Raw genomic sequence first — 23,173 nt, 5'->3', positions numbered from 1 at the left:
GAATTCGAGGATGGGGCAACCGCTGCGTTGGCTTTGGGGTTTGGCGCCGCTCGCCTTGCTCTGGGGCATGGGCAACCTCGCTCTCGACGATGCCATTCAACACGATGTCGGCAACCGCGCCATGCAGGCTGCAAGTTCGGCGGCGGGGCAGGCGCCCGGTGCGCGGCCGATCGTGGCGCAGGTCGTCGGCCGCGACGTCTCGATCGGCGGTGAGGCGCTCTCTGCCGATGGCGCGGCCAAGGCGATGGCGCAACTTCGTTCGGAATTCGGCGTGCGACGCGCGCTCGGCGGCTTGTCGCAGGCCGTGGCGCAGCGACCCTATAGCTGGTCTGCGATGCGCCAGGGCGGCGTGGTCACGCTCAGCGGCTCCGTGCCCGATGAAGCCACGGCCACGGCCAATGTCGCAACGGCCGGCGCTGCTTTGCCCGGCCTGCGGATTGAGGATCGCCAGAGCCTCGCCTTCGGCGCCCCAATGGGCTTTGCCGAGATGACCAAAACCCTGCTCGCGGAGTTGCCGAAGCTGTCTTCCGGCAAGGTCGCGCTGGATGACGGCCGCTTCTGCATCGAGGGCAGCGCCGATACGCCTGACGCCTTCCTGGCCCTGAAGAGCGCCATGCCCAATCTGGCGAAAGGCGGTTTCCAACCCGTCGATTGCGCGCTCGAGCCGCCGGTGGTCGCGCCCTATCGCTGGAGCGCGGAACGCGCGGCCGACGGTTCCGTGGCGGTCACCGGTTCTTATCCGTCCGAGGATGTCCGGCGGCAGCTCCAGGCGCTGCTGCGCCGCAGCTTTCCCGAACCGGCGTCACTCAACGATCTGACCAAGCCGGCGCTCGGCGCACCCGCCGCGTTTCTCGCCAAAGCGACGCGCGCGATCGGCGATCTCGCCCGCCTGCGCAACGGAACGGCCGAACTCGTTGGAGACGCTTATGAATTGACCGGCGCGGGGCCGGACGATTTCGAGGCCTGCCAGGCTTTGCGATTGCTCGTCGCCCAGCTTGATGGGCCTGATTCCGTCGCCAAGGCGATGATCGCGTGCCCACCCGCACCGCCGCCTGCGCCACTTCCGGTCCCGGCGCTTTCCGTTCCGGCCGCGCCCACACTGACGCCCGGGGCGACAAGCTCGCCACCGGCAAGCGCACCGCCAGCCTCGACCGACGGCGCAGTCCAAGGGGTGGCACAAGGATCGGCTCCGCCTGCGCCGGCAGCGCCTCCCGTGCCGGCTCCGGCTCCCGTCATGTTGCGCTGGCAGGCTGAGAAGACCGAGCAAGGCCTGGTCGTCACCGGTCTGGTGCGCGATGAGGCCGCGCGAGCGGCTTTGCGCGCCGCTTCCGGCCTGGCGAATGCGGGCCCGCTCGATGATCGCACGACAGTGGAGCCCAACCTCGTGGCGACGCCGGACTACGCCTCCGCGACGCGCTTCGCCTTCGAGCTTCTGGGCAGCATGACGCGCGGCACGATCTCGCTCGACCGTTCGGAGCTCGCTTTGTCCGGCGACGTCGCCGATGAGGCGGGCTTGCGCGCCCTGGAGGCGGCGCTGGCCCGCCAACCGATGCTTGCCGGCCTCAGCCTCAAGAGCGGGACCGCTGCCGGCGCCTTCGCGGTCCGGCCCTACGGCCTGCGGCTCACCGTCGACAAATCCGGCGTCTCGATGACGGGATATCTGCCTGACGCGCGCTCCCGCGAGGATTTGCTGGCGCTGGTCGAGGCGTCGTCACTGCGCGGCAAGGTCAGCGACTCGACCACACTCCTGTCGGGGGCGCCCGCAGGCTTCACTGCTGCGGCACATGTCGCGCTGGTCAACCTGCTCAGGCTCGATCTCGGCTCGGCCAGCCTCAGCGAAGATGGCGCCGTGATCCAGGGGTTGACCTGCCGCGACCTGATCAAGAGGGAGGTCGAGACCAGCGCGGCCACCGCGGAGGAGCCGCTCAAGGTTTCCGCCTCCGTCGGCTTGCGCCAGACCGGCTGTGTCATCGACCCGCCCAACACCTGCCAGAACGATCTGGACGCCTTGACCAAGCGCAACACGGTGCTGTTCGGGCAAGGCACCGCCGTGGTCCCGCTCGACCCCACGACCGAACGGGTCGTCAATGAGGCCTTCGCCATCCTGAAACAGTGCCCGGCCTCGCGCGTCGTCATCGAGGGGCACGCCAATCGCGACGGCGAGTGGCGTGGCTTCAACAATCTCGACCTGTCCGAGCGTCGGGCCTTGCGCGTGCGCGACGAGCTCGTCCGGCGCGGCATCGACCCGGCTCAACTGACTGTCGCCGGCTTCGGCACGGACAGACCGCTGGTGCCTCACGGCGCCCCCGATGCGCGGGTGATGAACCGGCGCGTTCAGTTCACGGTCGCGAAATAGAGGCTGTCAGGGGTTATGCTGTATCTCGCCACGCAATTCGCCTGGTTCCTGCTCGCGGCCTTCGCGCTCGGCCTCGTCATGGGCTGGATCAGTCATGATGGTGGCAAGCTCTGGAACCGCAAACTGAGCTATCTCCTGGGCCTCTGGCTCGTAGTCGCGGCCTTGACCTGGTCGCAGACGCTGAACGGCGTGCCGGCGCTGTGGCTCGAGAGCGCGCTGCTCTTCGTCGCGATCTATGTCGCGGGTTGCGCCCTCGCCAGCGTCCTGCGCGCGGCGCGGGAGCCGCGGGCGATGGTGGAGACAGCCCCGCGCGATTTGGGCGAGATGCCCAAGCTCGACATGCCCAAACTCGGCGGCGCGAATGTCGCGCCTGTGCCGACGCCGGACGACGCCACGCTTGTGCTGCCCGCGAAACCGGTTGTCGATGACGGCAAGACGAATGACGATAAGACGGTCCTGAAGGGCGTCAAATCGATCCGCGAGGCCAATAAGGGCGTGCCGAAGGTCGAGGGCGAGGACGCCATTCCCGGAGAGCGCCCCGTCGGACTCGCCGCCGCGCGCGCCGGGAGCCCCGACGACCTCAAGCTGATCAAGGGTATCGGCCGGCAGAATGAGGGCCGGCTGCATGGCCTCGGCATCTGGCATTTCGACCAGATCGCCGCCTGGAGCGCGCAAAACATCGAATGGGTCGGCAGCTATCTCGCCTTTCCCGGCCGGATCGAGCGGGAGGATTGGGTCGCGCAGGCCAAGGCGTTGGCGCAGGGCGCCGAGACCGCGTTCGCCAAGCGCGTCAAGGCGGGCGAGGTCTCCTCCTCCCGCGACGACGGCTCACATGGTCAGGGTAATGTCGCGTCGCTCTCCGATGACGGGTTCGAAGGTGAGCGGCCGAAGAACCTTCTGACGCAAGCACGCGACGGCAAGGCCGATGATCTGACGCTGATCAAGGGGATCGGCCCCGCCATCGCGGCTGATCTCAACCGTCTCGGCATCTGGCATTTCGACCAGATCGCGGCGCTGCGCGATCCGGAGATGCGCTATATCTCGGCCTTCGCCGGCGTCCCGGGCAAGGGGCTCGCGGAGAATTGGCGCGAGGACGCGGATATCTTGAGCCATGGCGGCGAGACCGCGCATTCGCGGGCGGTGAAGGCCGGGCGGACGTCGCCAGGAAGCTGAGCGCGCTCAGGCTGCCAGCCGCTCGGCCCGGTTGATCAGTTTCCCGATCCGCCGAACCATGTCCTTGGCGCCGAGCAGCGGGGCATGACCCTGTCCCGGCGCGACGAAGATTTCGCAGTCGGGATGGCGTTCGCCCATCTCCTTCAGGGTCTTCTCGGCCAGAAGATCCGAGTTTTCGCCGCGGATCGCCAGCAGCGGCACGCCGTTCAGCCCGGCGAAATAGGTCCACAGCACCGGCAGTGGCGCTTCGAGGTCGAGCTCCTCCAGGACCTTCATCAGATTGGGGTCGTAATCGGGCACGAGCCGGCCATCGCGCTCGGTCCAGGTGCGGCGCGCCATCATCTCCCACTCCGCCTCGCCGAAGAGTGGAAACTGCTGGTCCGAGAGGCGCTTGAGGATTTCCGCTCCCTCGCTGAAGCTGCGCGGCAGCGGCAGCTTTCCGACATAACCCCGGATCCTGAGCAGGCCGCGCGCATCGATCACCGGGCCGACATCGTTGAGCACGGCCCCCTTGATCAGAGCTGGTCGCGCCGCCGCCAGCGCCATGGTCAGGAGCCCGCCGCGCGAGGTGCCGACGAAGACGGCGTTCTCGATGCCGGCGGCCGTCAGCACCTGCATCAGATCGTCGAGCTCGACGCGGATGTCATAGTTCTTCCAGTCCTTGTCATAAGCCGACAGGCCACGCCCGCGATAATCGAGCGCCAGCACGCGCCGGGGTTTGTCCGCATCCTGCGACAGGGCGAGCGCAAGCTCATGGAAGTCGGCGGCGGTGCGGGCAAAGCCGGGCAGGCAGACTACCGGCAAAGCTCGCGAGGCGAGGGGGCCATAATCGCGCGCATGCAGCTTGAGCCCGTCGCGGGCGCTGATGAACAGCGATGAGAAATCGGCTTGGGGAGTCATGCGGAGTCCACGATAGCTTGCTGTCGGTCAAAACCCGCGCGTCATCCCGGACGCAGCGAAGCGGAGATCCGGGATCCATGCCGGAACGCTGGTTCGGAGAGGTTCAGGCATGGATCCCGGGTCTCCTTGCGGTCGCCCGGGATGACCCGCGCTGATGGTGGAAACGAAAGCAGCGAAGGATCTAGTCCCGCCTTCGGCCGCGCTTCAAGTCATGGTCGATCAGATAGGCAGGCCCGGTCGTCGCCTCAGCTAATCACGGATTCCCTCGCGCTCAAACGCTCGGGAGACATGCGCCGCGCGGCCTTGCGCCGGTTCGGCAAGCGCGCGATGGCGAATGCCGTATCCAAACGCCGGACGAAACGATGACGACGCCACCGCCTGAATCAACGGAAAAATTCGATCCCGGCCGGGCTGCCGAATATCAGGTCCAGAGCCGCATAGCCCTGGCCGGCTACGATGCCTGCCATGAACTCTCCGCCTGCATGCTCGCGGCGACGCTGGGACCGAGCAGGCCGGCGCAGGTGCTGATCGTGGGCGCGGGCGGCGGGGCGCAGGAGATCGTCTGCACCGGCGCGCTGGAGCCGCAATGGTGCTTCACCGCCGTCGATCCGTCGCAGCCCATGCTGGATCTGGCGCTTGCGAGGCTGCGCGAGCACCAATTGCTGGAGCGGACCGAGACGCGTCTCGGCTATGTCGCGGATCTGCCGCTGGAGCCGCGCTTCGACGCCGCCACGCTGATCGGCGTGCTGCACCATCTGCCGGGCGATGCCGCCAAGCGTGATATCCTCAATGCTGTCGCCGCGCGGCTGAAGCCGGGTGCGCCCCTGATCCTCGCCGGCAATCGCCATGCCTATGCGAGCGAGCCGCTTCTGCTGGCAGCCTGGGGCGAGCGCTGGCGCATGTTCGGCGCAGCCCCCGAAGAGGTCCGGGCTAAGCTCGGCAAGATTCTCCAAGGCGCCGACCCGCCGCGCTCGGAGGCCGAAGTCGCTGGTCTGCTCGGCGACGCGGGGTTCGATGCGCCGAACTGGTTCTTCTCCAGCCTGTTCTGGGGTGCCTGCATCGCGCGCAAGCGGGTATAGGAAGGGCACTGCTAGAGCGTTTTCGAGCGAAATGGACACCGGTTCGCATGAAGAAACCGCGTTAGAACAAAATACTAGAGCAATTGAACGATCCAACTGGATCGGAAATTGCTCTAGTCGTTGCGCCTGCCGCCGCGTTTCAGATCATAGTCGATCAGATAGGCGGTGCGCTGGTCGAGTCGCTGGCGGTAGACCTGCAGGTTCTCCATCACCCGCTGCACATAGTTGCGCGTCTCATAAAAGGGGATGCGCTCGACCCAGTCGACGGCGTCGACCTGCGGATCGCGCGGATCGCCATAGGCGGCGATCCATTTCTTCACATTGCCGGAGCCGGCATTATAGGCCGCGAAGGTCAGGATGTAGGAGCCGCGCCAATCCTTGAGCAGGTCGTTGAGATGGGCCGCGCCCATCTGGGCCGAATAGAGCGCATCGCGCCCCAAGCGCGGCCAGTCGAAGGGCAGGTTGGCTCGCCTTGCCGTTTCGCGTGCGGTCGCGGGCATCATCTGCATCAATCCGCGCGCGCCGGCATGCGATTCCGCCGCGGGGTCGAAGGCGCTCTCCTGGCGGGCGATGGCGTGGACGATGGCGCGCTCCATCGGATCGCCCAGCACCGGAAAATCCGGTACGCCGAAGGTCGGAAACGCGGCGCTGTCGAGCGGGAAGCCGCGCTGCAGCGCCTGCTTGCCGATCGCGAGCAGCGATTTCGCATCGCCCTCGCGCTTGGCGAGCGCCGCCACGGCCTCCAGCGCCGGCGTGGTGTAGAGCCGTTGCGCGAGATCGCCGAGCATGATCATGGCAAGGTCGCGTGCGCCGATCCGATAGAGCAATTGCACGCCCTGATGCCCCGGCAGGGGGCCGAGCGCAGCCGAAGCCGAGCGGCGCAGCGGCAGATCGGACAGGCCGAGACGGGCGCGGGCGAGCTGGCCGTAATAGGCGATGGGGTGCTCGGCGGCACGCTCATAGGCGGCGCGCGCTACATCCTCCTTACCCAGCGCCTCGGCGGCGCGGCCCTCCCAATAGGCGGCACGCGACACCGAAATCGGCGTCTCCGCCAGCTTGCCGGCCTCGACGAAATGCTTCAGCGCGGTTGCGGCATCGTTGCGAAAGCGCAGGGCGATGAAGCCGGCATGCCACTCGGCGTCGATGCGCGCGACCGTGCTTTCCGCGCCATGTCCGGCCACGATTTCGTAAGCCTTCGCGGCGTCGCCGGCGTCGAGCAGCTTGCGCGCGATCAAGCGGCGCTCGGTCCACCATTCGTCGCCATCGCCGAGCAGGCTGGGGTCGCGCGGAACCTTGGTGAGTGCCTTGGCGGCCTCGTCCGGCTTGTCCGCCCGTCTCGCCTGCTGCGCCTGCAGGAAGGCAAACGAAATGTCGCCCTTCAGCGAGGCTGGCACGGAGGCGATCAGGGAGGCCGGGAGCGGGCGTTTTTCCCGGGCGCTGGCGAGCCTGACCCGGGCAAGGACGACATAATCCGCCGATATGCGGGCGGCATTGCGCATCGCCGCCATGGCGTTCTCGCGGAAGAGATAGCGCTCGGTGCGCAGCCTGTGGTCGTCGCGGGTGAGGATGTCGCCGAATTCGGCGAGCACCACGGTCTCCAGCGGCGGGCCGAGATGGTCCTGCCGCCAGGTCTGGCGGATCAGCGCGGCCGCGTCGTCGCTCTGTCCTTGCGCCTTGAGCGCCAGCGCCAGCGCCACGCGCCCGGCCGGGCCGACCGGCCGCTGCGCATAGAAGAAGGCGCGAATCGTGGCCGCGTCCTTCTTCTCCGCGATCAGTGCCTCCTCAGCGCGGCGGCGGAACAGCGTCGTGGCGGGATAATTGGGGTAGGCTTGGAGAAAGGCGTTGAGCCGCGAGAACGGGATCGCGTTGGCGCCGGAGCGGATCGCGACCCATTCGAGCAAGGCCTTGGCCGTGCGGTCGTCGATCGCAGCTGCGATCGCGTCGCCCTCGGGCAGCGCGCCACGCCGATAGGCGGCGACAGCCGCCTTCACGGCATCCAGGCCCGCGCTGGCTTCGAGCCGCAATTGCGCATCGGGGTAGGGCGGCAGCGCGGCGGTGGTCTCGACATCGACAGCTAGCAGGCGCGGCTGTTGCGCGCGCTGCTCGCCATCGTCGCCGGCCAGCGCCACTGTTGCTGGGAACAGGGCCGGAAAGATCAACCAGGCCAGGCGCTTCCAAACAGAGCGCTGGCAGGCGAGAGGCGAGGCCATCGCAGGCTCCTTGAAGGGGGCGCTTGACCTGCGATGGTGGGCGATGGCGGTTTATGAAGCCTTAACCATGAGGACTACGCTTTTTGATGGGTTGCCGGCTTTGCCTGCGGCGGCTGAGGGTTTATGTCTGTCGGCCCTTCGATTGGACTTCCGCGTCAGGACGCCGCGCTCATGACCAAGCACACTGCCTTCACCGGTTCGCTGCCCGCGCTGGTGACGCCGTTCAAAGCCGGCAAGATCGACGAGGAGGCGCTGCGCGCGCTGGTCGAATGGCAAATCGAGAGCGGCAGCTCGGGCCTCGTGCCCGTTGGCACCACCGGCGAGAGCCCGACGCTCTCCCATGACGAGCACAAGCGCGTCGTCGAGATCGTCGTCGCGCAAGCCAAGCGCCGCGTGCCGGTAATCGCGGGCGCGGGCTCCAACAACACGCATGAGGCGATCGATCTCGCCGTCCATGCCGAGAAGGCCGGCGCCGACGCCGTGCTGGTGGTGACGCCCTATTACAACAAGCCGACCCAGGAGGGCATGTATCAGCACTTCAAGGCGGTGAACGATGCGATCGGCATTCCGATCATCATCTACAACATCCCGCCGCGCTCGGTGGTCGACATGTCGGTCGAGACCATGGCGCGGCTCTACGAGCTGAAGCACATCGCCGGCGTCAAGGATGCGACCGCCAATCTCGCCCGCGTCTCGCAGCAGCGCCACGCCATGGGGGCCGACTTCATCCAGCTCTCGGGCGAGGACATGACGGCGCTGGCCTATATGGCGGCCGGCGGCCATGGCTGCATCTCTGTCGTCGCCAATGTCGCGCCCAAGCTCTGTGCCGATCTGATGGTGGCGGCGCTCAAGGGCGATTATGCCGGCGCGCTGAAGATCCAGGACCGGCTCGTGCCTCTGCATGACGCTGTCTTCAAGGAGCCGGGTCTTGCCGGCGCCAAGCACGGGCTGAAGCTGCTCGGCCGCATCGAGGAAGAGGTGCGCCTGCCGCTGCTGCCGGTGACGGCCCCGACCGGCAAGGTCATTCGCGACGCCATGGTGTTCGCCGGGCTCCTGAATGCTTAAGTAGGGTAATCGGCAGCGGGCAGTCGGCAGTCGTGGGCCTTCGCGAACGCTGCTGCCGACTGTCTACTGCCGATTGCCGGAGTTTCCTATGAACAAGCCCGATCCCGATCGCTACAAGCTCGCCGCCGACAACCGCAAGGCGCGCTATAATTACGAGATCATCGAGACGCTCGAGGCCGGCATCGCCCTGCAGGGCACCGAGATCAAATCGCTGCGCGGCGGCAGGGCGACGATCGGCGAGAGCTATGCCGGGCCGATGGGCACGGAGCTCTTCCTGTTCAACGCCCATATCCCGGAATATCTGGAGGCGAACCGCTTCAACCACAACGTCAAGCGGCCGCGCAAGCTCCTGCTGCACCGCCGCCAGATCAACAAGCTGATGGGCGCGATCCAGCGCGACGGCTACACGGTCATTCCGCTCAAGGTCTATTTCAACGAAAAGGGCCGGGCGAAGGTCGAGCTCGGCCTGGGGCGCGGCAAGAAGCTGCACGACAAGCGCGAGGCCGAGAAGAACCGCGACTGGAATCGCGACAAGGCCCGGATCATGAAGGCGGGCGGGTGATGAGCCCTTCTTCCCCAAGGGGAGAAGGACGAAGCCTTCACCCCTCGACGGCCTCGTCGCCCTGACGGATGCCGTAGCGCCGCTCCAGGCCGGGATTCCCCGGGGTTCCGGGCGCGGCTTGCCCGCGCGCGGAACGCTCTGACGGGTCGCGCCCGATCTTCTGCATCAATTGAGCGAGATCGAGGAAATCGTCGCATTGCCGACGCAGTTCGTCGGAGACCATCGGCGGGTTGGTCGCGATCGTGGAAACCACGGAGACCTTCACGCCCTTGCGCTGCACCGCCTCGACCAAGGGCCGGAAATCGCCATCGCCGGAGAACAGGTAGATCTGGTCGAGATGCGGCGCGAGCTCGAGCATCTCGATCGCCAGCTCGATATCCATATTGCCCTTGACCCGGCGACGGCCGGCGGCGTCGGTGAACTCCTTGGCCGCCTTGGTGATGACGCGGTAGCCATTGTAGTCGAGCCAGTCGACCAGCGGGCGGATCGAGGAATACTCCTCACTCTCCACGAGCGTGGTGAAATAGAAGGCGCGGATCAGGTTGCCGCGCCCCTGGAACTCCTTGAGCAGGCGGCGATAATCCATGTCGAAGCCGAGCTGCTTCGAGGTTGCGTAGAGATTGGCGCCGTCGATGAAAAGCGCGATACGCGGGTCGGCTGCCATGGCAATCACTCCTGCCTGAAATGTCTTTGAATGCTCAGAATCGAAATAAATCGCGGTCTAACAATGTCGAATCGGGGCTAATTTGCCGGCAATTTATAACCTGTCATGTGGCGTCTCGCCGCAGTGTGGCGAGGCGCAGGCTCAGGCGCTCAGGCCGCGGCTTCCCGGCTTCACCGCGGGAATGGCGGCAAGCTCCGGCGGCAGCGCGTCGGGCGCGTAATCGGGAACATCGAACTCGATCAGGCTGACGAGCTTGACGCCGAGATCGGCACGGCCGGCCGAACGATCGACGAGACAGGCCGCGCCCAGGATCGTGCCGGGTTCATTGGCGATCGAGGCCAGGCATTCGCGCGAGGAGAGCCCGGTCGTGACGATGTCCTCGACCATGACGACGCGCGCGCCCTTGGGGATGGAGAAGCTGCGCCGCAGCTTGAACTGGCCGTCCTCGCGCTCGACGAAGATCGCCTTGGCCTTCAAATGGCGCGCTGTCTCGTAGCCCGGCACGATGCCACCCACCGCCGGCGAGACGACATAGTCGACCGTCCCGAAAGCGGCTTCGATCTTGGCGGCGAGCGCCTTGCACAGCCGCTCTGTCCGCACCGGGTCCTGGAAGATGAACATCTTCTGCAGGTAGACCGCGCTGCGCCGGCCCGAGGACAGGATGAAATGCCCGTCGAGCAGCGCACCAGCATCACGGAATTCGGCCAGAACGTCGTCGTCGGTCATCGCTCGCGCCTCGCTCAAAAAACCCCGCGCGTCTTTGCGTCGGATCGGGCGCGGTTGCAAGGCGCGCCCGCGCTATCCTCACACATATTGCGCGATGCCGGCTCCGAACGACCAGTTCTCGCGCGCCGTCTCAATGAGGTTGATGAAGATGTCGTCGGGGCGCAGTCCCGGCTCGCGGCGCAGGTTTTCGGCGATTTTGGCGAACAGCGCCTTCTTCTGTGTGACGCCGCGCGAGTTGTTGACCGTGATCTGGATGATCACCAGCGCATCCGAGCGCGCAAAGCCGAAATAATTCGCATTATAGACGAATTCGTCGCCCTCATGCTGATGGATCAGGGCGAAGAGGTCGTTCTCGGGGACCTCGAAGGTCTCGCGCAAGGCACGGTAGACGCCGTCGACAATGGCGGAGGGCTCGGAGGCCGGGCGGCCGCGTCTCATGGAAATACGGATCAGGGGCATGGCGGTGGTTCCTGTGCAGGCGACGCGGTTGCGCCGTGACAGGACACTAGGCTTGTCGATCCAATCTTAAAACCGTATCATTGTGGATATCAAAGATACGGATTTATGATGATATGAGCCTCGCCCTCGATATCGACGCCGTCGCCGCCTTTCTCGGCGCCGCCGAATTCCGCAGTTTTACCCGCGCGGCGCAGGCGCTTGGCACCACGCAATCCCTCGTCAGCGTCCGGGTGAAGCGCCTGGAGGAGACGCTGGGCCGCCTTTTGCTGCAGCGGCATCCGCGCCTGGTGCGGCTCACCGCCGAGGGCGAGCGCTTCCTGCCGGCCGCTCGCGATCTGATGGCGGCGCATGAGCGGGCGCGCGAGGCCTTCTCGGATGCGCGCGAGCGCATCGCGATCGGCATCAGCGAGCAGGCGGTCGGCCCCGATGTGCCGGTCCTGCTCGCCCGGCTTGCCGGCCATGATCCGCGCTGGCTGATCAGCCTGCGCATCGCGGCCTCGGCCGTGATGGAGGATGCTTTCGAGAGCGGCGAGCTCGATGTCGTGGTGCTGCGCCGCTTCGGTCCGGGCCGGACGGGGGAGGTATTGCGGCGCGACACCTTCGGCTGGTTCGCCGCGCCCACATTGATGCGCCAGCCGGGCGAGCCCTTGCCGGTCGTCTCGCTGATGGCGGAATGCGGCTTGCGGCGGCATGGAACGCAGGTGCTCGACCGCGCCGGCATCGCCTGGCGCGAGGCCTTCATCGGCGGCGGGATGGCGGCTGTGTTCGCCGCCGTCATGGGCGGGCTCGGCGTATCGCCCCTGGCCGCGCGGATCGCGCCGCAGGGCGCGGTCAATGTCGGGCCGGAGTGGGGGCTGCCCGAACTCGGCGGTTCCGAGGTGATCCTGCGCAGCAATGTCGCGACGCCGAAGGCGCACGCCTTCGTCAGGGAGCTGGCGGCGGCCTTCCGCGAGCGGTGAGGCAAGAGCAGGATACGAAAAAGTGGGTCCCCGTTTTTCGCATTGATCCCGCTCTCACTCTTCGAGGAGAGCCTCAGCCCTTCGGGAACTCCAGCCCCATCTCGCGATAGCGCTCCGGATCGTCGCTCCAGTTCTCGCGCACCTTCACGAACAGGAAGAGATGCACCTTGGCCTCGGCGGCCTCGGAAATCTCGACGCGAGCCTTCTGGCCGATCGCCTTGATGGTCTGGCCGCCTTCGCCGAGCACGATCTTCCGCTGGCCCTCGCGCTCGACATAGATCGTCTGCTCGATGCGCACGGAGCCGTCGGGTCTCTGCTGCCAGCTCTCGGTCTCGACCGTGGAGCGATAGGGCAGTTCGTCATGCAGCCGCTCGAAAATCTTCTCGCGCGTGATCTCGGCAGCGAGGAAGCGCAAAGGCGCATCCGAAATCTGGTCTTCCGGATAGAGCCAGGGGCCGAGCGGCAGCCGCGTTTCCAGCCAGGCCAGGACGTCCTTGACGCCATAGCCGGTCAGCGCCGCGATCATGAAGGTGGCCTCGAACCGGCCCTGTTCGTTCACCTGGGTGGTGATCTGGAGCAGCTTTTCCTTCGCCACCAGGTCGATCTTGTTGAGGATCAGGAATTTCGGCTGTTTCAGCTCGGCGAGCTTCTCCAGCAGGCGGGTGTTCTCCTCATTGTCGAAGCGCTCGACATCGACCAGCACGCCGATCAGGTCGGCATCGGTCGCGCCGCCCCAGGCGCTCGTCACCATGGCGCGGTCGAGCCGGCGCTTGGGCGCGAAGATGCCGGGCGTGTCGACGAAGATCACCTGCGCCACGCCCGACAATGCGATGCCGCGCACCTGCGTGCGCGTCGTCTGCACCTTGCGCGAGACGATCGAGACCTTTGCACCGACGAGCTGGTTGAGCAGCGTCGACTTGCCGGCATTCGGCGCGCCGATCAGCGCCACGAACCCGCAGCGCGTGGGCCGAGTTTCCTGGAGAGATTTCTCCTGGGGGGATGGTCCCGCCTCAGCCATTGTCGCTCTCCATGGTTTCGCTCCAGAGGCCTTCGCGCCTCAGGAAGGCCTCTGCCGCCGCTTGCTCGGCCAGCCGTTTGGACGGGCCCTGCGCTTCGGCGTCGTCCAGGCCGGTGATACGTACGGCGACACGGAAGACGGGGGCGTGATCCGGTCCCGTGCGGCCGCGTTCGCTATAGGTCGGCGTCGGGTAACCCTGGCCCTGCGCCCATTCCTGCAGCGCCGTCTTGGCGTCGCGCAAGGGGCGGACCGGCTTCAGCAGGCGCTCGCCAAAGGCGCGCTCGACGAGACCGCGCGCCGCCTCGTAGCCGCCATCGATGAACACCGCCCCGATGATCGCCTCGCAGGCATCGGCCAGGATCGCCTTGTTCTTGCGCGCTCCGCCGAGGATCTCGCCCTCGCCGAGCCGCATGAACTGGCCAAGATCCCAGGCGAGTGCCACCTCGGCGCAGGTCTCCTTGCGCACGAGATCGGCCAGCCGGCGCGACATGTCGCCTTCCTCGGCGAGAGGGTAACGCCGAAACAGCATGTCGGCTACGCTCAGGCCCAGGACGCGGTCGCCGAGGAACTCCAGGCGCTGATAGCTGCCCAGGCGCGGCCCGTCGGCGCTCATATGGGTCAGCGCCGTGGTCAGCAGAGCACGATCGGCGAAGACATAGCCGAGCGCTGTCTCCAGCTTCGCCAGGTCCGGCGTCTTGCGCCCGCCTTCTCCCGGCTTGCTCACTTGATCGCGCTGAACAGGCGGTTCCAGCGAACCGTCCAGGGCCATTCCCAGACGCGCCAGGCCGAGGCGCCGTCCTCGATCGAGAAGAAGATGATCTCGGCGCGGCCGACGAAGTTCTCGAAGGGCACGAAGCCGACGCTGCGGTCGCGCGAGTCGAGCGAATTGTCGCGGTTGTCGCCCATCATGAAGAAATGCCCCGGCGGCACCAGGAAGACGGGGGTGTTGTCGAAGGTGCCGGTGTCGCCCTCGCGCTCGATGATCTCGTGGCTGACCCCGTTGGGCAAGGTTTCGCGATACTGGATGACCGGCGTGCTGCGGCCCCAATTATCGGTGGAGACGTAATCGGCGATGCGCTCGCGCTTCACCGGCACATTGTTGATGTGCAGGATGCCGTTGATCATCTGGATGCGGTCGCCCGGCAGGCCGATGACGCGCTTGATGTAGTCGGTGGAGTTGTCGCTCGGCAGCTTGAACACGGCGATGTCGCCGCGCTTGGGCTCGGCCGCCCAGACGCGCCCGTCGAACAGTGGCGGGCTGAACGGGACCGAATGCTTGGAGTAGCCATAGGTATATTTCGAGACGAACAGGTAGTCGCCGATCAGCAGGGTCGGGATCAACGAGCCGGACGGAATGTTGAAGGGCTGGAACAGCAGCGTGCGGATGACGAGCGCGATCAGCAGCGCCTGGACGACGACCTTGATCGTCTCGAGAACGCCGCCTTCCTCCTTGGCGCCCTTGTCTCGGGCCGCTTTGCTCTTGATGTCGGCGTCGTTGGCCACGCGGGCGCTCCTGGTTCGGCTTGCACTGCGCGGTCTAGCGGAATGTCGCGCTGCGGACAACGGCGAGCCGCTAAGGCCAGCCATGTCCACCAGCGCGCATCTGAGAGCCAATAACGGCTATTCGGCGGCGTGCCGCGCAAGTCCTGCGTTTGCGGGACCAGGCTGTTCGATCGAGCTGGCTTCGGCGCGCAGGCGTGGCAGCGAGCGGGGATGCTCGCGCTGCAGGAAGGCGATCAGCTTCTCGCGCACCTCGCAGCGCAGATCGAAGGCGCGTGGCGAGGTGCCGGCGCTGACCAGGATGCGGACCTCCATCGTCGATTGCCGGAAGTCAGTCACCTGTACATTGACCACGCGCCGGTCCCACAGCTTCGAGCCGTTGGCGATCTCCTCGACCTTGGCGCGCAGCACGTCGATGGGCGTCTCGTAGTCGAGATAGAGCATCACGGTGCCGATCAGCGCGGCATTGTCGCGCGTCCAGTTCTGGAACGGCTTCTCGATGAAATAGCTCAGCGGCAGGATCATCCGGCGCCAGTCCCAGAGCCGCATGACGACATAGGTCGAGGTGATCTCCTCGACATTGCCCCATTCGCCCTCGACCAGCAGCGCATCGTCGATGCGGATCGGCTGCGTCACGGCTAGCTGAATGCCGGCGAAGATGTTCTTCAAAACGGGTTGGAGCGCCAGGCCGACGACGATGCCGGCCGCGCCCGCCGAGGCGAGCAGGCTGACCCCGTATTGCCTGACGCCGTCGAAGGTCATCAAAGCGGCCGACAGCGCCACGATGACGATCGTGATGTCGCCGACACGCTGGAGGATGCGGGTCTGCGTCACATGCTTGCGCGCCAGGAGATTGTCGTCGGCATCGAGCTTGAAGCGGCGCAGATAGACCGTCGTCCAGACATGCAGCGCGGTCTTGGCGATCCAGCCCACCAGCGCCACGAAGCAGACCAGCAGGATCTGGCGGATCAGGACCGCCTGACCCTCGCTCAGCGGGGAGACGCTCGCGGCAAAGCCGAGCGCGACCGTGATCACGGCGAAACGTGTCGGCCCGTGCGTGCGCGAGACCAGGGAGCGCCAGAACAGGTCCATCCCGCTGACGAGCCGCGTCAGGATGGCGAAGGCAGTCCTATGCGCCAGCAGGGCAAGCGCCACCGCAAGGGTGAAGGCCCCGAGGCTGATCAGCCAGGGCGGCAGAAGCGAAAGCGGCATGCCGAGCCAGCTATTGCTGAGCCAAATCGCGGCTTGGTTCATTCTCGCGGCTTGGTCCATTCGCCCCCCTGCGAAGCGGCAAATCGCTGGTCCATCCCTGCTGCAACGCAGCACGGTTCGGGAAGTTCAAACTCCGCTTTTGACGCGGGGCTGGGGCGTAACTGCGTCGATTGACCGCACCAACCCTAGGATGCAGCATGCTTGGCATTGATTCTTGGGGGAAATGCCATGAATACGAAGAAGTATGTCGCTGAGGCGATCGGCACTTTTTGGCTGACATTCGCAGGCTGCGGCAGCGCCGTCATCGCCGCCGGATTTCCACAGGTCGGAATCGGGCTGCTCGGCGTCTCGCTGGCCTTCGGCCTCACGGTCGTCACCATGGCCTATGCCGTGGGCCATATCTCCGGCGGCCATTTCAACCCCGCTGTCACGGTCGGGCTCGCGGCCGGAGGGCGCTTCCCCGCAAGCCAGATCCCGCCCTACGTCATCGCTCAGGTGGTCGGCGGCATCGCGGCGGCGGCGCTGCTCTACGTGATTGCCAGCGGCGCGCCGGGCTTCGATGTCTCGAAGGGCTTCGCCTCCAACGGCTATGCCGACCACTCGCCTGGCAAATACAGCCTGGTCGCGGCTCTGGTGGCCGAATTCGTGCTGACGGCGGTCTTCCTCTTCGTGATCTTCGGCGCGACCAGCAAGCAGGCTCCCGCCGGCTTCGCGCCGCTGGCGATCGGCCTGGCGCTGACGCTGATCCATCTGGTCAGCATCCCGGTGACCAACACCTCGGTGAACCCGGCGCGCAGCACGGGGCCGGCCTTGTTCGTTGGCGGATGGGCCTTGTCCCAGCTTTGGCTGTTCTGGGTCGCGCCGATCCTCGGCGGCGCCTTTGGCGGCATCCTGTATCGCTGGCTGAACGACGAGGCGTGAGGAACGGCTGGTCCTGACGTCCCTACAGCATCACACCGAGTATCTGATCGGTCTGATGCTGTAGGGTTTTGATTCTGCATCGGCTTGTTCCGAAAACCGGTACCCACTTTTTCGCGCAATGCTCTGCTTCAGGACCACGCCACCCAGCGGCCGTGGAAGTCGGCCCGGGCGATCTCGCGCTCCGTGCCATCAGGCCAGGTGGTCAGCGTCACGGCGGCGCCCTCCTTCCCGCCATCGGCCTCCATACGGAGCCAGGCGAGGGGGCGTTCCAGGCTGGCGGCTTCGCCAGCCTTCTGCATTGCAACCGTGATGCGCTCTTTTGTCGTCTCCGGCATGTATTGCCACATGATGCTGTGCATCAGCACGCGCGTCAGGCCCGCCGCAGCGGGCTCCGCGAGACGCGCCTCGACCCAGGCCGCCGCATCCGCCTGTTCGACCCGCCATGGCATCCTGGCGGCGAAATTGAAGGCCGCTTCGGTCGTCTCCACCCGCGCGCTCTGGTCCGGCCAGATATATGACAGCACCCGCTGCCGGTCGCGGTCCGAGGCCGCGTCGAGCGGGTTGAGGTCGCAGGCGCGCCGGGCCGCAACCGCGAGCGGCGTCGCAAGCTCGGGCACGGAGCCGCGCCATTCGCTGCGGATCACGACACCGGAGCCCGCTTGGCCGTAAGCGGCTGTTCCCAGCTCGTAGCGATAGTGCTCGAAGCCGAGATTGAGCCCCGCGCTCGCGCCGATCTCGAGCAGGCTCAGCGGAAGGCCGAATTCGCGCACGATGATCAGCCCGCCGCCGAGCAGGGCAGAGCTGCGCCGGACTTCGTTGGTCTGCGGAGCGCTGTCGAGATAATCGTGCAGGAAGGCGTCATGGCTGGCGATCGTCCGCGCCAAGGCGTGCCAGAGCACTTCGCGATCGCCCTGCTTGGGCGGATAGACCTCCTGCAAGGCCGGGACCTGCCCGCTCCGTGCCAGTGCGTTGAAGGCGCCGGCTGCCCGCAATGCCAGCGCATCGGCCCGCGCATTGCCCGGCCAGCCCAGCACGCGCCGGCCAAAACGGCTGGAATGGTCGAGGCGGCTGCCCAGCAGATCGCAGAGCGCGGCTGTGAAGGGCGAGCCGAGTTCTCGGCAGTATCCGGCCTGATCGTGGAAATTGCGCCTGGCGTCCGCTTCCGTCGCGTCCATTGGCGAAGACGGCTGCATCGGCGTCCTTTCAGGCGGAGTTCGCGGCCTTCGGACGGGCCTCGATCACTACGAAGGCCTGGGCCATTGGCGGGTCGTCGGTCAGGGAGACATGGATGACCGCCTCATGGCCCGGCGGGGTCATTTCCAGGAGGCGCTCGGCCGCGCCACCGGTCAGGCGCAGTGTCGGCCGCCCGCCGGGCAGGTTGACGACCTCCATGTCGCGCCAGAACACGCCGGCCCGCATCCCGGTTCCCAGAGCCTTGGAACAGGCTTCCTTCGCGGCGAAGCGGCGCGCATAGGAGGCCGCCCGCGTCGCCCGCCGATCCGATTTCAGGCGCTCGCCCTCGGTGAAGACGCGATGGGTGAAGCGTTCGCCGAACCGCGAAAGCGATTTCTCGATGCGAGTGATGTCGCAGAGGTCGGAGCCGATGCCGAGGATCATCTCCCGGATTTAGAGCAAGACGCCGGCAAGTGGAAAGCGGTTTTCAGGGTAGGCGCAGATCAGTGGGCTTGGCTGTCGTCAGTGGCCTGGCCGTCAAAGGCCACGCCGAGCGAAGCGAGAGCCTGCCAATAGCCGGGATAGGTCTTGGCGACGCAGCCCGCATCCAGAATGGTGATGCCGTGCAGCTTCAATCCGGCCAGGGCAAAGCTCATCGCGATGCGGTGATCGGCATAAGTGTCGATCGATGCCGGCAAGGTCCGCCCGGCCAGTGTCGGATCGGACGCCACGAGCAGGTCGTCACCATCCTCGCGGCCGAGGCCGGGCGAGATCCGGGACAGGCCGGCAGCGAGCGCAGCCACCCGATCGCATTCCTTGACGCGAAGATTGCCGATGCCGGTGAAGCGTACCGGCGTCTCGTTGAAAGCGGCGAGCACCGCCAGCGTCGGCACGGCATCCTGCATCTGCGATCCGTCGATGATCGCGGGAAGGCGAGGGAAGCTCGCAATGACGTCGTAAGCCCGGGCATCGGGCTGCGTGAAGGCTGCCGCTGTCATTCCGAGGTCGATCGCACCATTGGTCAGCGCTTCGGCTGCCCAGAGATAGGTTGCCGCCGAGGCATCGGGCTCGATCGCAAAATCCGCCGCGCGGTAGCCGGTCGGCGCGACCCGCCAGCTGGAGGCGCTGGGGCGGTCGATCTGCGCGCCGAATGCTTCCATCGCCGCAAGCGTCAGCTCGATATAGCCGCGTGCGCCGATGTCGTCGCCGGCAAGCACGATATCGACGGGACCCGAGCCGCAGGCGGCCATCATCAGGAGCGCGGACACATACTGGCTGGAAAGGCCGCCATCGATCTCGACGCGACCAGCCTCGAAACCGCCGGTGCCGCGAATCGTGACGGGCGGACAGCCGGTCTCGGAGGTCGCGTCGATGCCCAGCGAGCGCAGCGCGGTCAGGAGCGGCTTGATCGGCCGCTTGCGCATATGCTCGTCGCCGTCGATTACGACCCGCCCGTGGACCAGGGCCGCGGCCGCTGCCAGAAAACGTGTCGCCGTGCCGGCATTGCCAAGGAAGAGCGGCGCGGCAGGCTCGCGCAACCGGCCGTCTCCGGTCACGGTGAAGCTCGTCTCGTCGGGCTCCGCGATCGTCACTCCCATGGCGCGCAAGGCTTCGGCCATGTAGCGCGTATCGTCGCTCTTGAGCGCGCCCGTGAGATGGCTGGTTCCCTTCGCCAGGGAAGCCAGCAGCAAGGCGCGATTGGTGATCGACTTCGAACCAGGCGGGGCGACGCGGCCGCGCAAGGGATGGGTCGGCGGAATGATCGTGAGGCTGTGCCGGTCCCGATCGGTCATCGTTTTCGCTTTCTCAAGCCCCGAACGATGTTCTGGGCGCTCTCTGTCGGGGCGTCGTCTTGCTCAGACCCTGGCGCGTCCCTGGTCCATCGCCTGCAGCATCCGCGCGATCGCCTGTTCGAAGCCGATGAAGATCGCTTCGCCGATGAGGAAATGGCCGATGTTGAATTCGACGAAGCCCGGCACGCCGGCAAGAATGCGGGCAGTCTCGTAGTCGAGCCCATGCCCGGCATGGACTTCGAGCCCGAGCGTCGCGGCAAGAGCCGCCCCCTTGGCGAGGCGCTGGAACTCGGCTTCTGCCTTGGCCGCCTCGCCATCCTGGACGGCATGGCACCAGCTGCCGGTATGCAGCTCGACGACCGGCGCGCCGAGCTCGGCGGCCATCGCGATCGGCGCCTCATCGGCCTCGATGAAGAGCGAGACGCGGCAGCCCGCCGCCTTGAGGCGAGCGATCTGCGGGGTCAGCGCGGTGCGCTGGCCGACAACGTCGAGTCCGCCCTCGGTGGTGCGCTCCTCGCGCTTCTCCGGCACGAGGCAGGCCGCATGCGGCTTGAGGCGTTCGGCCAGCGCGACCATCTCGTCGGTCGCCGCCATCTCGAAATTCAACGGTTTGGTCAGCTCGGCCATCAGCCGTTCGATGTCGGCGTCGCGGATATGGCGGCGATCCTCGCGCAGATGCGCAGTGATCCCGTCGGCTCCGGCGGCGATGGCGAGATGCGCGGCGCGCACTGGATCGGGCAGGGCGCCGCCGCGGGCATTGCGCACCGTCGCGACGTGATCGATGTTCACGCCCAGCCGCAGTCGGTTCGTCGTCATCGCCGTCCCTCGCTACCTACCGCGCGTGCATAGACGCGAGGGGCCCGGGGCTCAAGGCAAGGAATGTGATCGGCGCGGCCAGTTTCGCTGATGAGTCCGATGCCGCTGCTCTTGTTGGCGATTTGGTAACCGCATCCGCAAGCGCAGCTCGCGCACTATCGCCCGTTAAAGGCAATCGTAAAGGGCCGGGATTACGGTCCGAGTTTGATCAGACCAGCGAAAAGGCAGCCGTGAGCGTGCAGCTTGCAGTAAAGACCGTACAATTCGGAACCGATGCCGCGGCCGACCGGCGCGACGCCAACCAGCCGCCCGATCGCGCGTTGGGCCGCGTCGTCTCCTGCGACGGCTCGCGCGCGACGATCGCGAGCATGGTTTCCGGAGAGAGCGCGGTCGGGCCCGATTCCTGGACGATCGGCAAGATGATCTCGATCAGCCTGGGGCATACCCGCACCGTCGGGCTTGTCTACGAGATGTCGGCGGTCAAGACGGTCTGGGACGAGACCTCCGACAACGCCATTCACGTCCAGGTCGAGCTCCTGGGCGAAGTCTCGGACATCGATGGCGAGGCACCGCGCTTTCAGAGCGGCATCAGCAGCTATCCGCCGATCGGCGCCATCGCCCATCGCATCCGCGCGGGCGATCTCGCCCTGGTCCATGATCTCGGTGCGCGCTCGGGCGTGTCGATCGGCCATCTGACGCAGGATCCGAGCATCCCCGCGACTGTTTGCATCGAGGACATGCTGTCGCGCCATTTCGCCGTCCTCGGCACGACCGGCGTCGGCAAATCGAGCGCGGTCTCCCTGCTGCTGCGCAAGGCGGTGGCCGCCCGTCCGCGCCTGCGCGTGCTGATCCTCGACCCGCACAACGAATACGCCCATGCCTTTCCCGACAAGGCGCTGACGATCGACAGCGAGGGGCTCGATCTGCCGTTCTGGATGTTCAGGCTGGAAGAGCTCGGCGATGTCGTCTTCCGCGGCCGCCCGCAGCTCGATGAGGAAGGCGACATCCTGCGCGAGGTCATCGCCACGGCGCGCGAACGCTACCGTGCACCCTCGGCGCTGGATATCGCGCGCGATCTCGGCACCTCTCTGCTCAAGCGCCCGCTCGATATGGGCGGCGCGCGCGACCCGGGGGAGGCGACGAGCAACGCGCTCGACGCGCCGACCCCCTACCGGATGAAGGATGCCTTCGCGGTCATCGACGAACTGATCGGCCTGCATGAACTGCGCTGGCCGCGGGCATCGCTGCGCTCGCTGCGGGTGCGCCTCGAGGCTCTCCACAGGGATCCGCGCTACCGATTCATGTTCGCCCGCGCCAACATGATCGAGACCATGGCGCCGATCGTCAGCCAGATCTTCCGGGTGCCGCATTACGGGCGGCCGATCACGGCCTTCCAGCTTGCCGGCCTGCCTTCGGAGGTCGTCAATGCTGTCGCCTCGGTGCTGTCGCGCCTGGCCTTCGACCTCGCGGTGGCAAGCCACGGCGCCTATGAAGTCCTCGTCCTGTGCGAGGAGGCGCATCGTTACGTACCGTCCGACCCGACACTCGGCTTCACGCCGACACGGCAGGCCATCGCCCGCATCGCCAAGGAAGGCCGCAAATATGGCTGCTATCTCGGCGTCGTGACGCAGCGGCCCGGCGAACTCGATCCGACGATCCTATCGCAATGCTCGACGATCTTCGCGATGCGCCTGTCGAACGAGCGCGACCAGCAGATCATCCGCTCGGCGATCTCAGACGCTTCGGCGAGCACGATCAACTTCCTGTCCTCGATCGGCAACCGCGAGGCGATCGCCTTCGGCGAAGGCGTCGCCACGACGATGCGGCTGCGCTTCTCCCAGCTCGACAGGCATGAATTGCCGACGATGGCGGGCGGGCATGCGCTCGGCGCGGATGCCCGCGAGCCCAGCCTAGACGAGATGGTCAGGCGGATGCGCGGCAGCTGAGGCGAAAGCCGGACGAGTGGGCACCAGCAAAATCTTGCAATCGGTGCGCATTGGCTGTATGGCCGGGCCACATCATCTTCCCCTGCATCGCTAAGATCAGAAGGAGCCGCGCCATGGCTCGCGTAACCGTTGAAGACTGCATCGACAAGGTCGACAACCGCTTCGAGCTGGTGCTGCTCGCCAGCCACCGCGCGCGGATGATCCAGTCCGGATCGTCGATCCTGGTTCCCCGCGACAACGACAAGAACCCCGTCGTCGCGCTGCGCGAGATTGCTGACGAGAAGCTGAAGCCCGAGGATCTGAAGGAAGACCTGATCCACTCGCTGCAGAAGCATGTCGAGGTCGACGAGCCGGAGGCCGAGACCGTGCCGCTGCTGACGACTTCGGTGCCGAACGCCTCGACGCCCGATTCCGAGATCCAGTTCGACCGCATGAGCGAGGACGACCTGCTGCGCGGCCTCGACGGGCTCGTGCCGCCGACCGAGAGCGCCGACGACGAGGACTGATCGTCACGCAAAATCTTCATTGCGTTTGCTAAAGCCCGGCCTTGCCGGGCTTTTTCATGCCCGCCACACAGGAATCCGCCTTGCCGCCTTCACCGCCCGCGCCGATATTGATTGATCGAATGAGAAGCAGGCAAG

General features: G+C 66.5%; 22 protein-coding genes. 9 read left to right on the top strand and 13 right to left on the bottom strand.

What is annotated here, in order from left to right; translation table 11 throughout:
- Positions 1-10 precede the first annotated feature (10 nt).
- Entirely contained in the window at positions 11-2,356 is a 2,346-nt protein-coding gene (locus J2Y55_RS09770; RefSeq protein WP_310151426.1) for an OmpA family protein, read from the top strand.
- Between the two features lie 15 nt (positions 2,357-2,371).
- On the top strand, positions 2,372-3,529 hold the full coding sequence (locus J2Y55_RS30085; protein ID WP_404978873.1) for a hypothetical protein: 1,158 nt from the start codon (positions 2,372-2,374) through the stop codon (positions 3,527-3,529).
- A gap of 6 nt (positions 3,530-3,535) precedes the next feature.
- Here J2Y55_RS30085 and J2Y55_RS09760 read toward each other — a convergent pair whose 3' ends face one another.
- Positions 3,536-4,429: an alpha/beta fold hydrolase gene (locus J2Y55_RS09760; protein ID WP_310151423.1), complete on the bottom strand. Its 894-nt coding sequence runs from the start codon at positions 4,427-4,429 to the stop codon at positions 3,536-3,538.
- 362 nt (positions 4,430-4,791) lie between these two features.
- Between J2Y55_RS09760 and J2Y55_RS09755 the strand changes: the two genes are divergently transcribed.
- Entirely contained in the window at positions 4,792-5,508 is a 717-nt protein-coding gene (locus tag J2Y55_RS09755; RefSeq protein WP_310151420.1) for a class I SAM-dependent methyltransferase, read from the top strand.
- A 113-nt stretch (positions 5,509-5,621) separates the two neighbouring features.
- Here J2Y55_RS09755 and J2Y55_RS09750 read toward each other — a convergent pair whose 3' ends face one another.
- On the bottom strand, positions 5,622-7,718 hold the full coding sequence (locus tag J2Y55_RS09750) for a lytic transglycosylase domain-containing protein (protein ID WP_310151416.1): 2,097 nt from the start codon (positions 7,716-7,718) through the stop codon (positions 5,622-5,624).
- Between the two features lie 171 nt (positions 7,719-7,889).
- Between J2Y55_RS09750 and dapA the strand changes: the two genes are divergently transcribed.
- Together dapA and smpB are read left to right on the top strand one after the other, a co-directional pair.
- Entirely contained in the window at positions 7,890-8,783 is an 894-nt protein-coding gene (gene dapA / locus J2Y55_RS09745; RefSeq protein WP_310151412.1) for a 4-hydroxy-tetrahydrodipicolinate synthase, read from the top strand.
- Positions 8,784-8,871: 88 nt separating this feature from the next.
- Positions 8,872-9,345: an SsrA-binding protein SmpB gene (gene smpB / locus J2Y55_RS09740; protein ID WP_310151407.1), complete on the top strand. Its 474-nt coding sequence runs from the start codon at positions 8,872-8,874 to the stop codon at positions 9,343-9,345.
- Positions 9,346-9,382: 37 nt separating this feature from the next.
- Here the strand turns inward: smpB and J2Y55_RS09735 are convergent, their stop codons facing one another.
- The 3 genes from J2Y55_RS09735 to J2Y55_RS09725 form a co-directional block, all read right to left on the bottom strand.
- Positions 9,383-10,009, bottom strand: a complete 627-nt coding sequence (locus J2Y55_RS09735) for a LabA-like NYN domain-containing protein (RefSeq protein ID WP_310151403.1) — start codon at positions 10,007-10,009, stop codon at positions 9,383-9,385.
- 141 nt (positions 10,010-10,150) lie between these two features.
- Positions 10,151-10,735, bottom strand: coding sequence for an orotate phosphoribosyltransferase (pyrE, locus tag J2Y55_RS09730; protein WP_310151400.1), 585 nt, complete (start codon positions 10,733-10,735; stop codon positions 10,151-10,153).
- A gap of 78 nt (positions 10,736-10,813) precedes the next feature.
- On the bottom strand, positions 10,814-11,194 hold the full coding sequence (locus J2Y55_RS09725; protein ID WP_310151397.1) for a tautomerase family protein: 381 nt from the start codon (positions 11,192-11,194) through the stop codon (positions 10,814-10,816).
- A gap of 113 nt (positions 11,195-11,307) precedes the next feature.
- On the opposite strand from J2Y55_RS09725, the gene J2Y55_RS09720 reads away from it, so the two are divergent.
- Complete coding sequence (locus J2Y55_RS09720) at positions 11,308-12,153, top strand: LysR family transcriptional regulator (protein WP_310151393.1); 846 nt, start codon at positions 11,308-11,310, stop codon at positions 12,151-12,153.
- A 73-nt stretch (positions 12,154-12,226) separates the two neighbouring features.
- On the opposite strand, the gene era is transcribed toward J2Y55_RS09720, so the two are convergent.
- From era to J2Y55_RS09700, 4 genes are all read right to left on the bottom strand, one after another.
- On the bottom strand, positions 12,227-13,171 hold the full coding sequence (era, locus tag J2Y55_RS09715; protein ID WP_310151390.1) for a GTPase Era: 945 nt from the start codon (positions 13,169-13,171) through the stop codon (positions 12,227-12,229).
- Positions 13,164-13,895: a ribonuclease III gene (rnc, locus tag J2Y55_RS09710; protein ID WP_310151386.1), complete on the bottom strand. Its 732-nt coding sequence runs from the start codon at positions 13,893-13,895 to the stop codon at positions 13,164-13,166. The genes era and rnc overlap by 8 nt, the downstream gene beginning before the upstream one ends.
- A complete protein-coding gene (gene lepB, locus J2Y55_RS09705; protein WP_404978872.1) occupies positions 13,892-14,674 on the bottom strand; it encodes a signal peptidase I in 783 nt (260 codons plus the stop codon). The genes rnc and lepB overlap by 4 nt, the downstream gene beginning before the upstream one ends.
- Before the next feature lie 117 nt (positions 14,675-14,791).
- The gene (locus J2Y55_RS09700; protein WP_310151383.1) at positions 14,792-15,925 is read right to left on the bottom strand and encodes a mechanosensitive ion channel family protein; all 1,134 of its coding nucleotides are present in this window, start codon (positions 15,923-15,925) and stop codon (positions 14,792-14,794) included.
- A 186-nt stretch (positions 15,926-16,111) separates the two neighbouring features.
- Here J2Y55_RS09700 and aqpZ point away from each other — a divergent pair, with 186 nt between their 5' ends.
- Entirely contained in the window at positions 16,112-16,804 is a 693-nt protein-coding gene (gene aqpZ, locus J2Y55_RS09695; RefSeq protein WP_310151379.1) for an aquaporin Z, read from the top strand.
- A gap of 128 nt (positions 16,805-16,932) precedes the next feature.
- Here the strand turns inward: aqpZ and J2Y55_RS09690 are convergent, their stop codons facing one another.
- From J2Y55_RS09690 to J2Y55_RS09675, 4 genes are all read right to left on the bottom strand, one after another.
- Positions 16,933-17,997, bottom strand: coding sequence for a DUF2332 domain-containing protein (locus J2Y55_RS09690; RefSeq protein ID WP_310151376.1), 1,065 nt, complete (start codon positions 17,995-17,997; stop codon positions 16,933-16,935).
- A 10-nt stretch (positions 17,998-18,007) separates the two neighbouring features.
- Positions 18,008-18,421, bottom strand: coding sequence for a holo-ACP synthase (gene acpS, locus J2Y55_RS09685; protein ID WP_310151373.1), 414 nt, complete (start codon positions 18,419-18,421; stop codon positions 18,008-18,010).
- A 59-nt stretch (positions 18,422-18,480) separates the two neighbouring features.
- Entirely contained in the window at positions 18,481-19,770 is a 1,290-nt protein-coding gene (locus tag J2Y55_RS09680) for a 3-phosphoshikimate 1-carboxyvinyltransferase (RefSeq protein WP_310151371.1), read from the bottom strand.
- Positions 19,771-19,833: 63 nt separating this feature from the next.
- Entirely contained in the window at positions 19,834-20,586 is a 753-nt protein-coding gene (locus tag J2Y55_RS09675) for a pyridoxine 5'-phosphate synthase (RefSeq protein WP_310151368.1), read from the bottom strand.
- Positions 20,587-20,816: 230 nt separating this feature from the next.
- Here J2Y55_RS09675 and J2Y55_RS09670 point away from each other — a divergent pair, with 230 nt between their 5' ends.
- Entirely contained in the window at positions 20,817-22,532 is a 1,716-nt protein-coding gene (locus J2Y55_RS09670) for an ATP-binding protein (protein WP_310151365.1), read from the top strand.
- Between the two features lie 113 nt (positions 22,533-22,645).
- Positions 22,646-23,038, top strand: a complete 393-nt coding sequence (rpoZ, locus tag J2Y55_RS09665) for a DNA-directed RNA polymerase subunit omega (protein WP_310151361.1) — start codon at positions 22,646-22,648, stop codon at positions 23,036-23,038.
- Positions 23,039-23,173 lie beyond the last annotated feature (135 nt).

Origin of the sequence: Allobosea sp. BE125 (genome assembly GCF_031456075.1) — a bacterium.
Lineage (GTDB): Bacteria > Pseudomonadota > Alphaproteobacteria > Rhizobiales > Beijerinckiaceae > Allobosea.
Note: the sequence above shows the minus strand (reverse complement) of the source record. Positions and strands in the feature narration are given on the sequence as shown.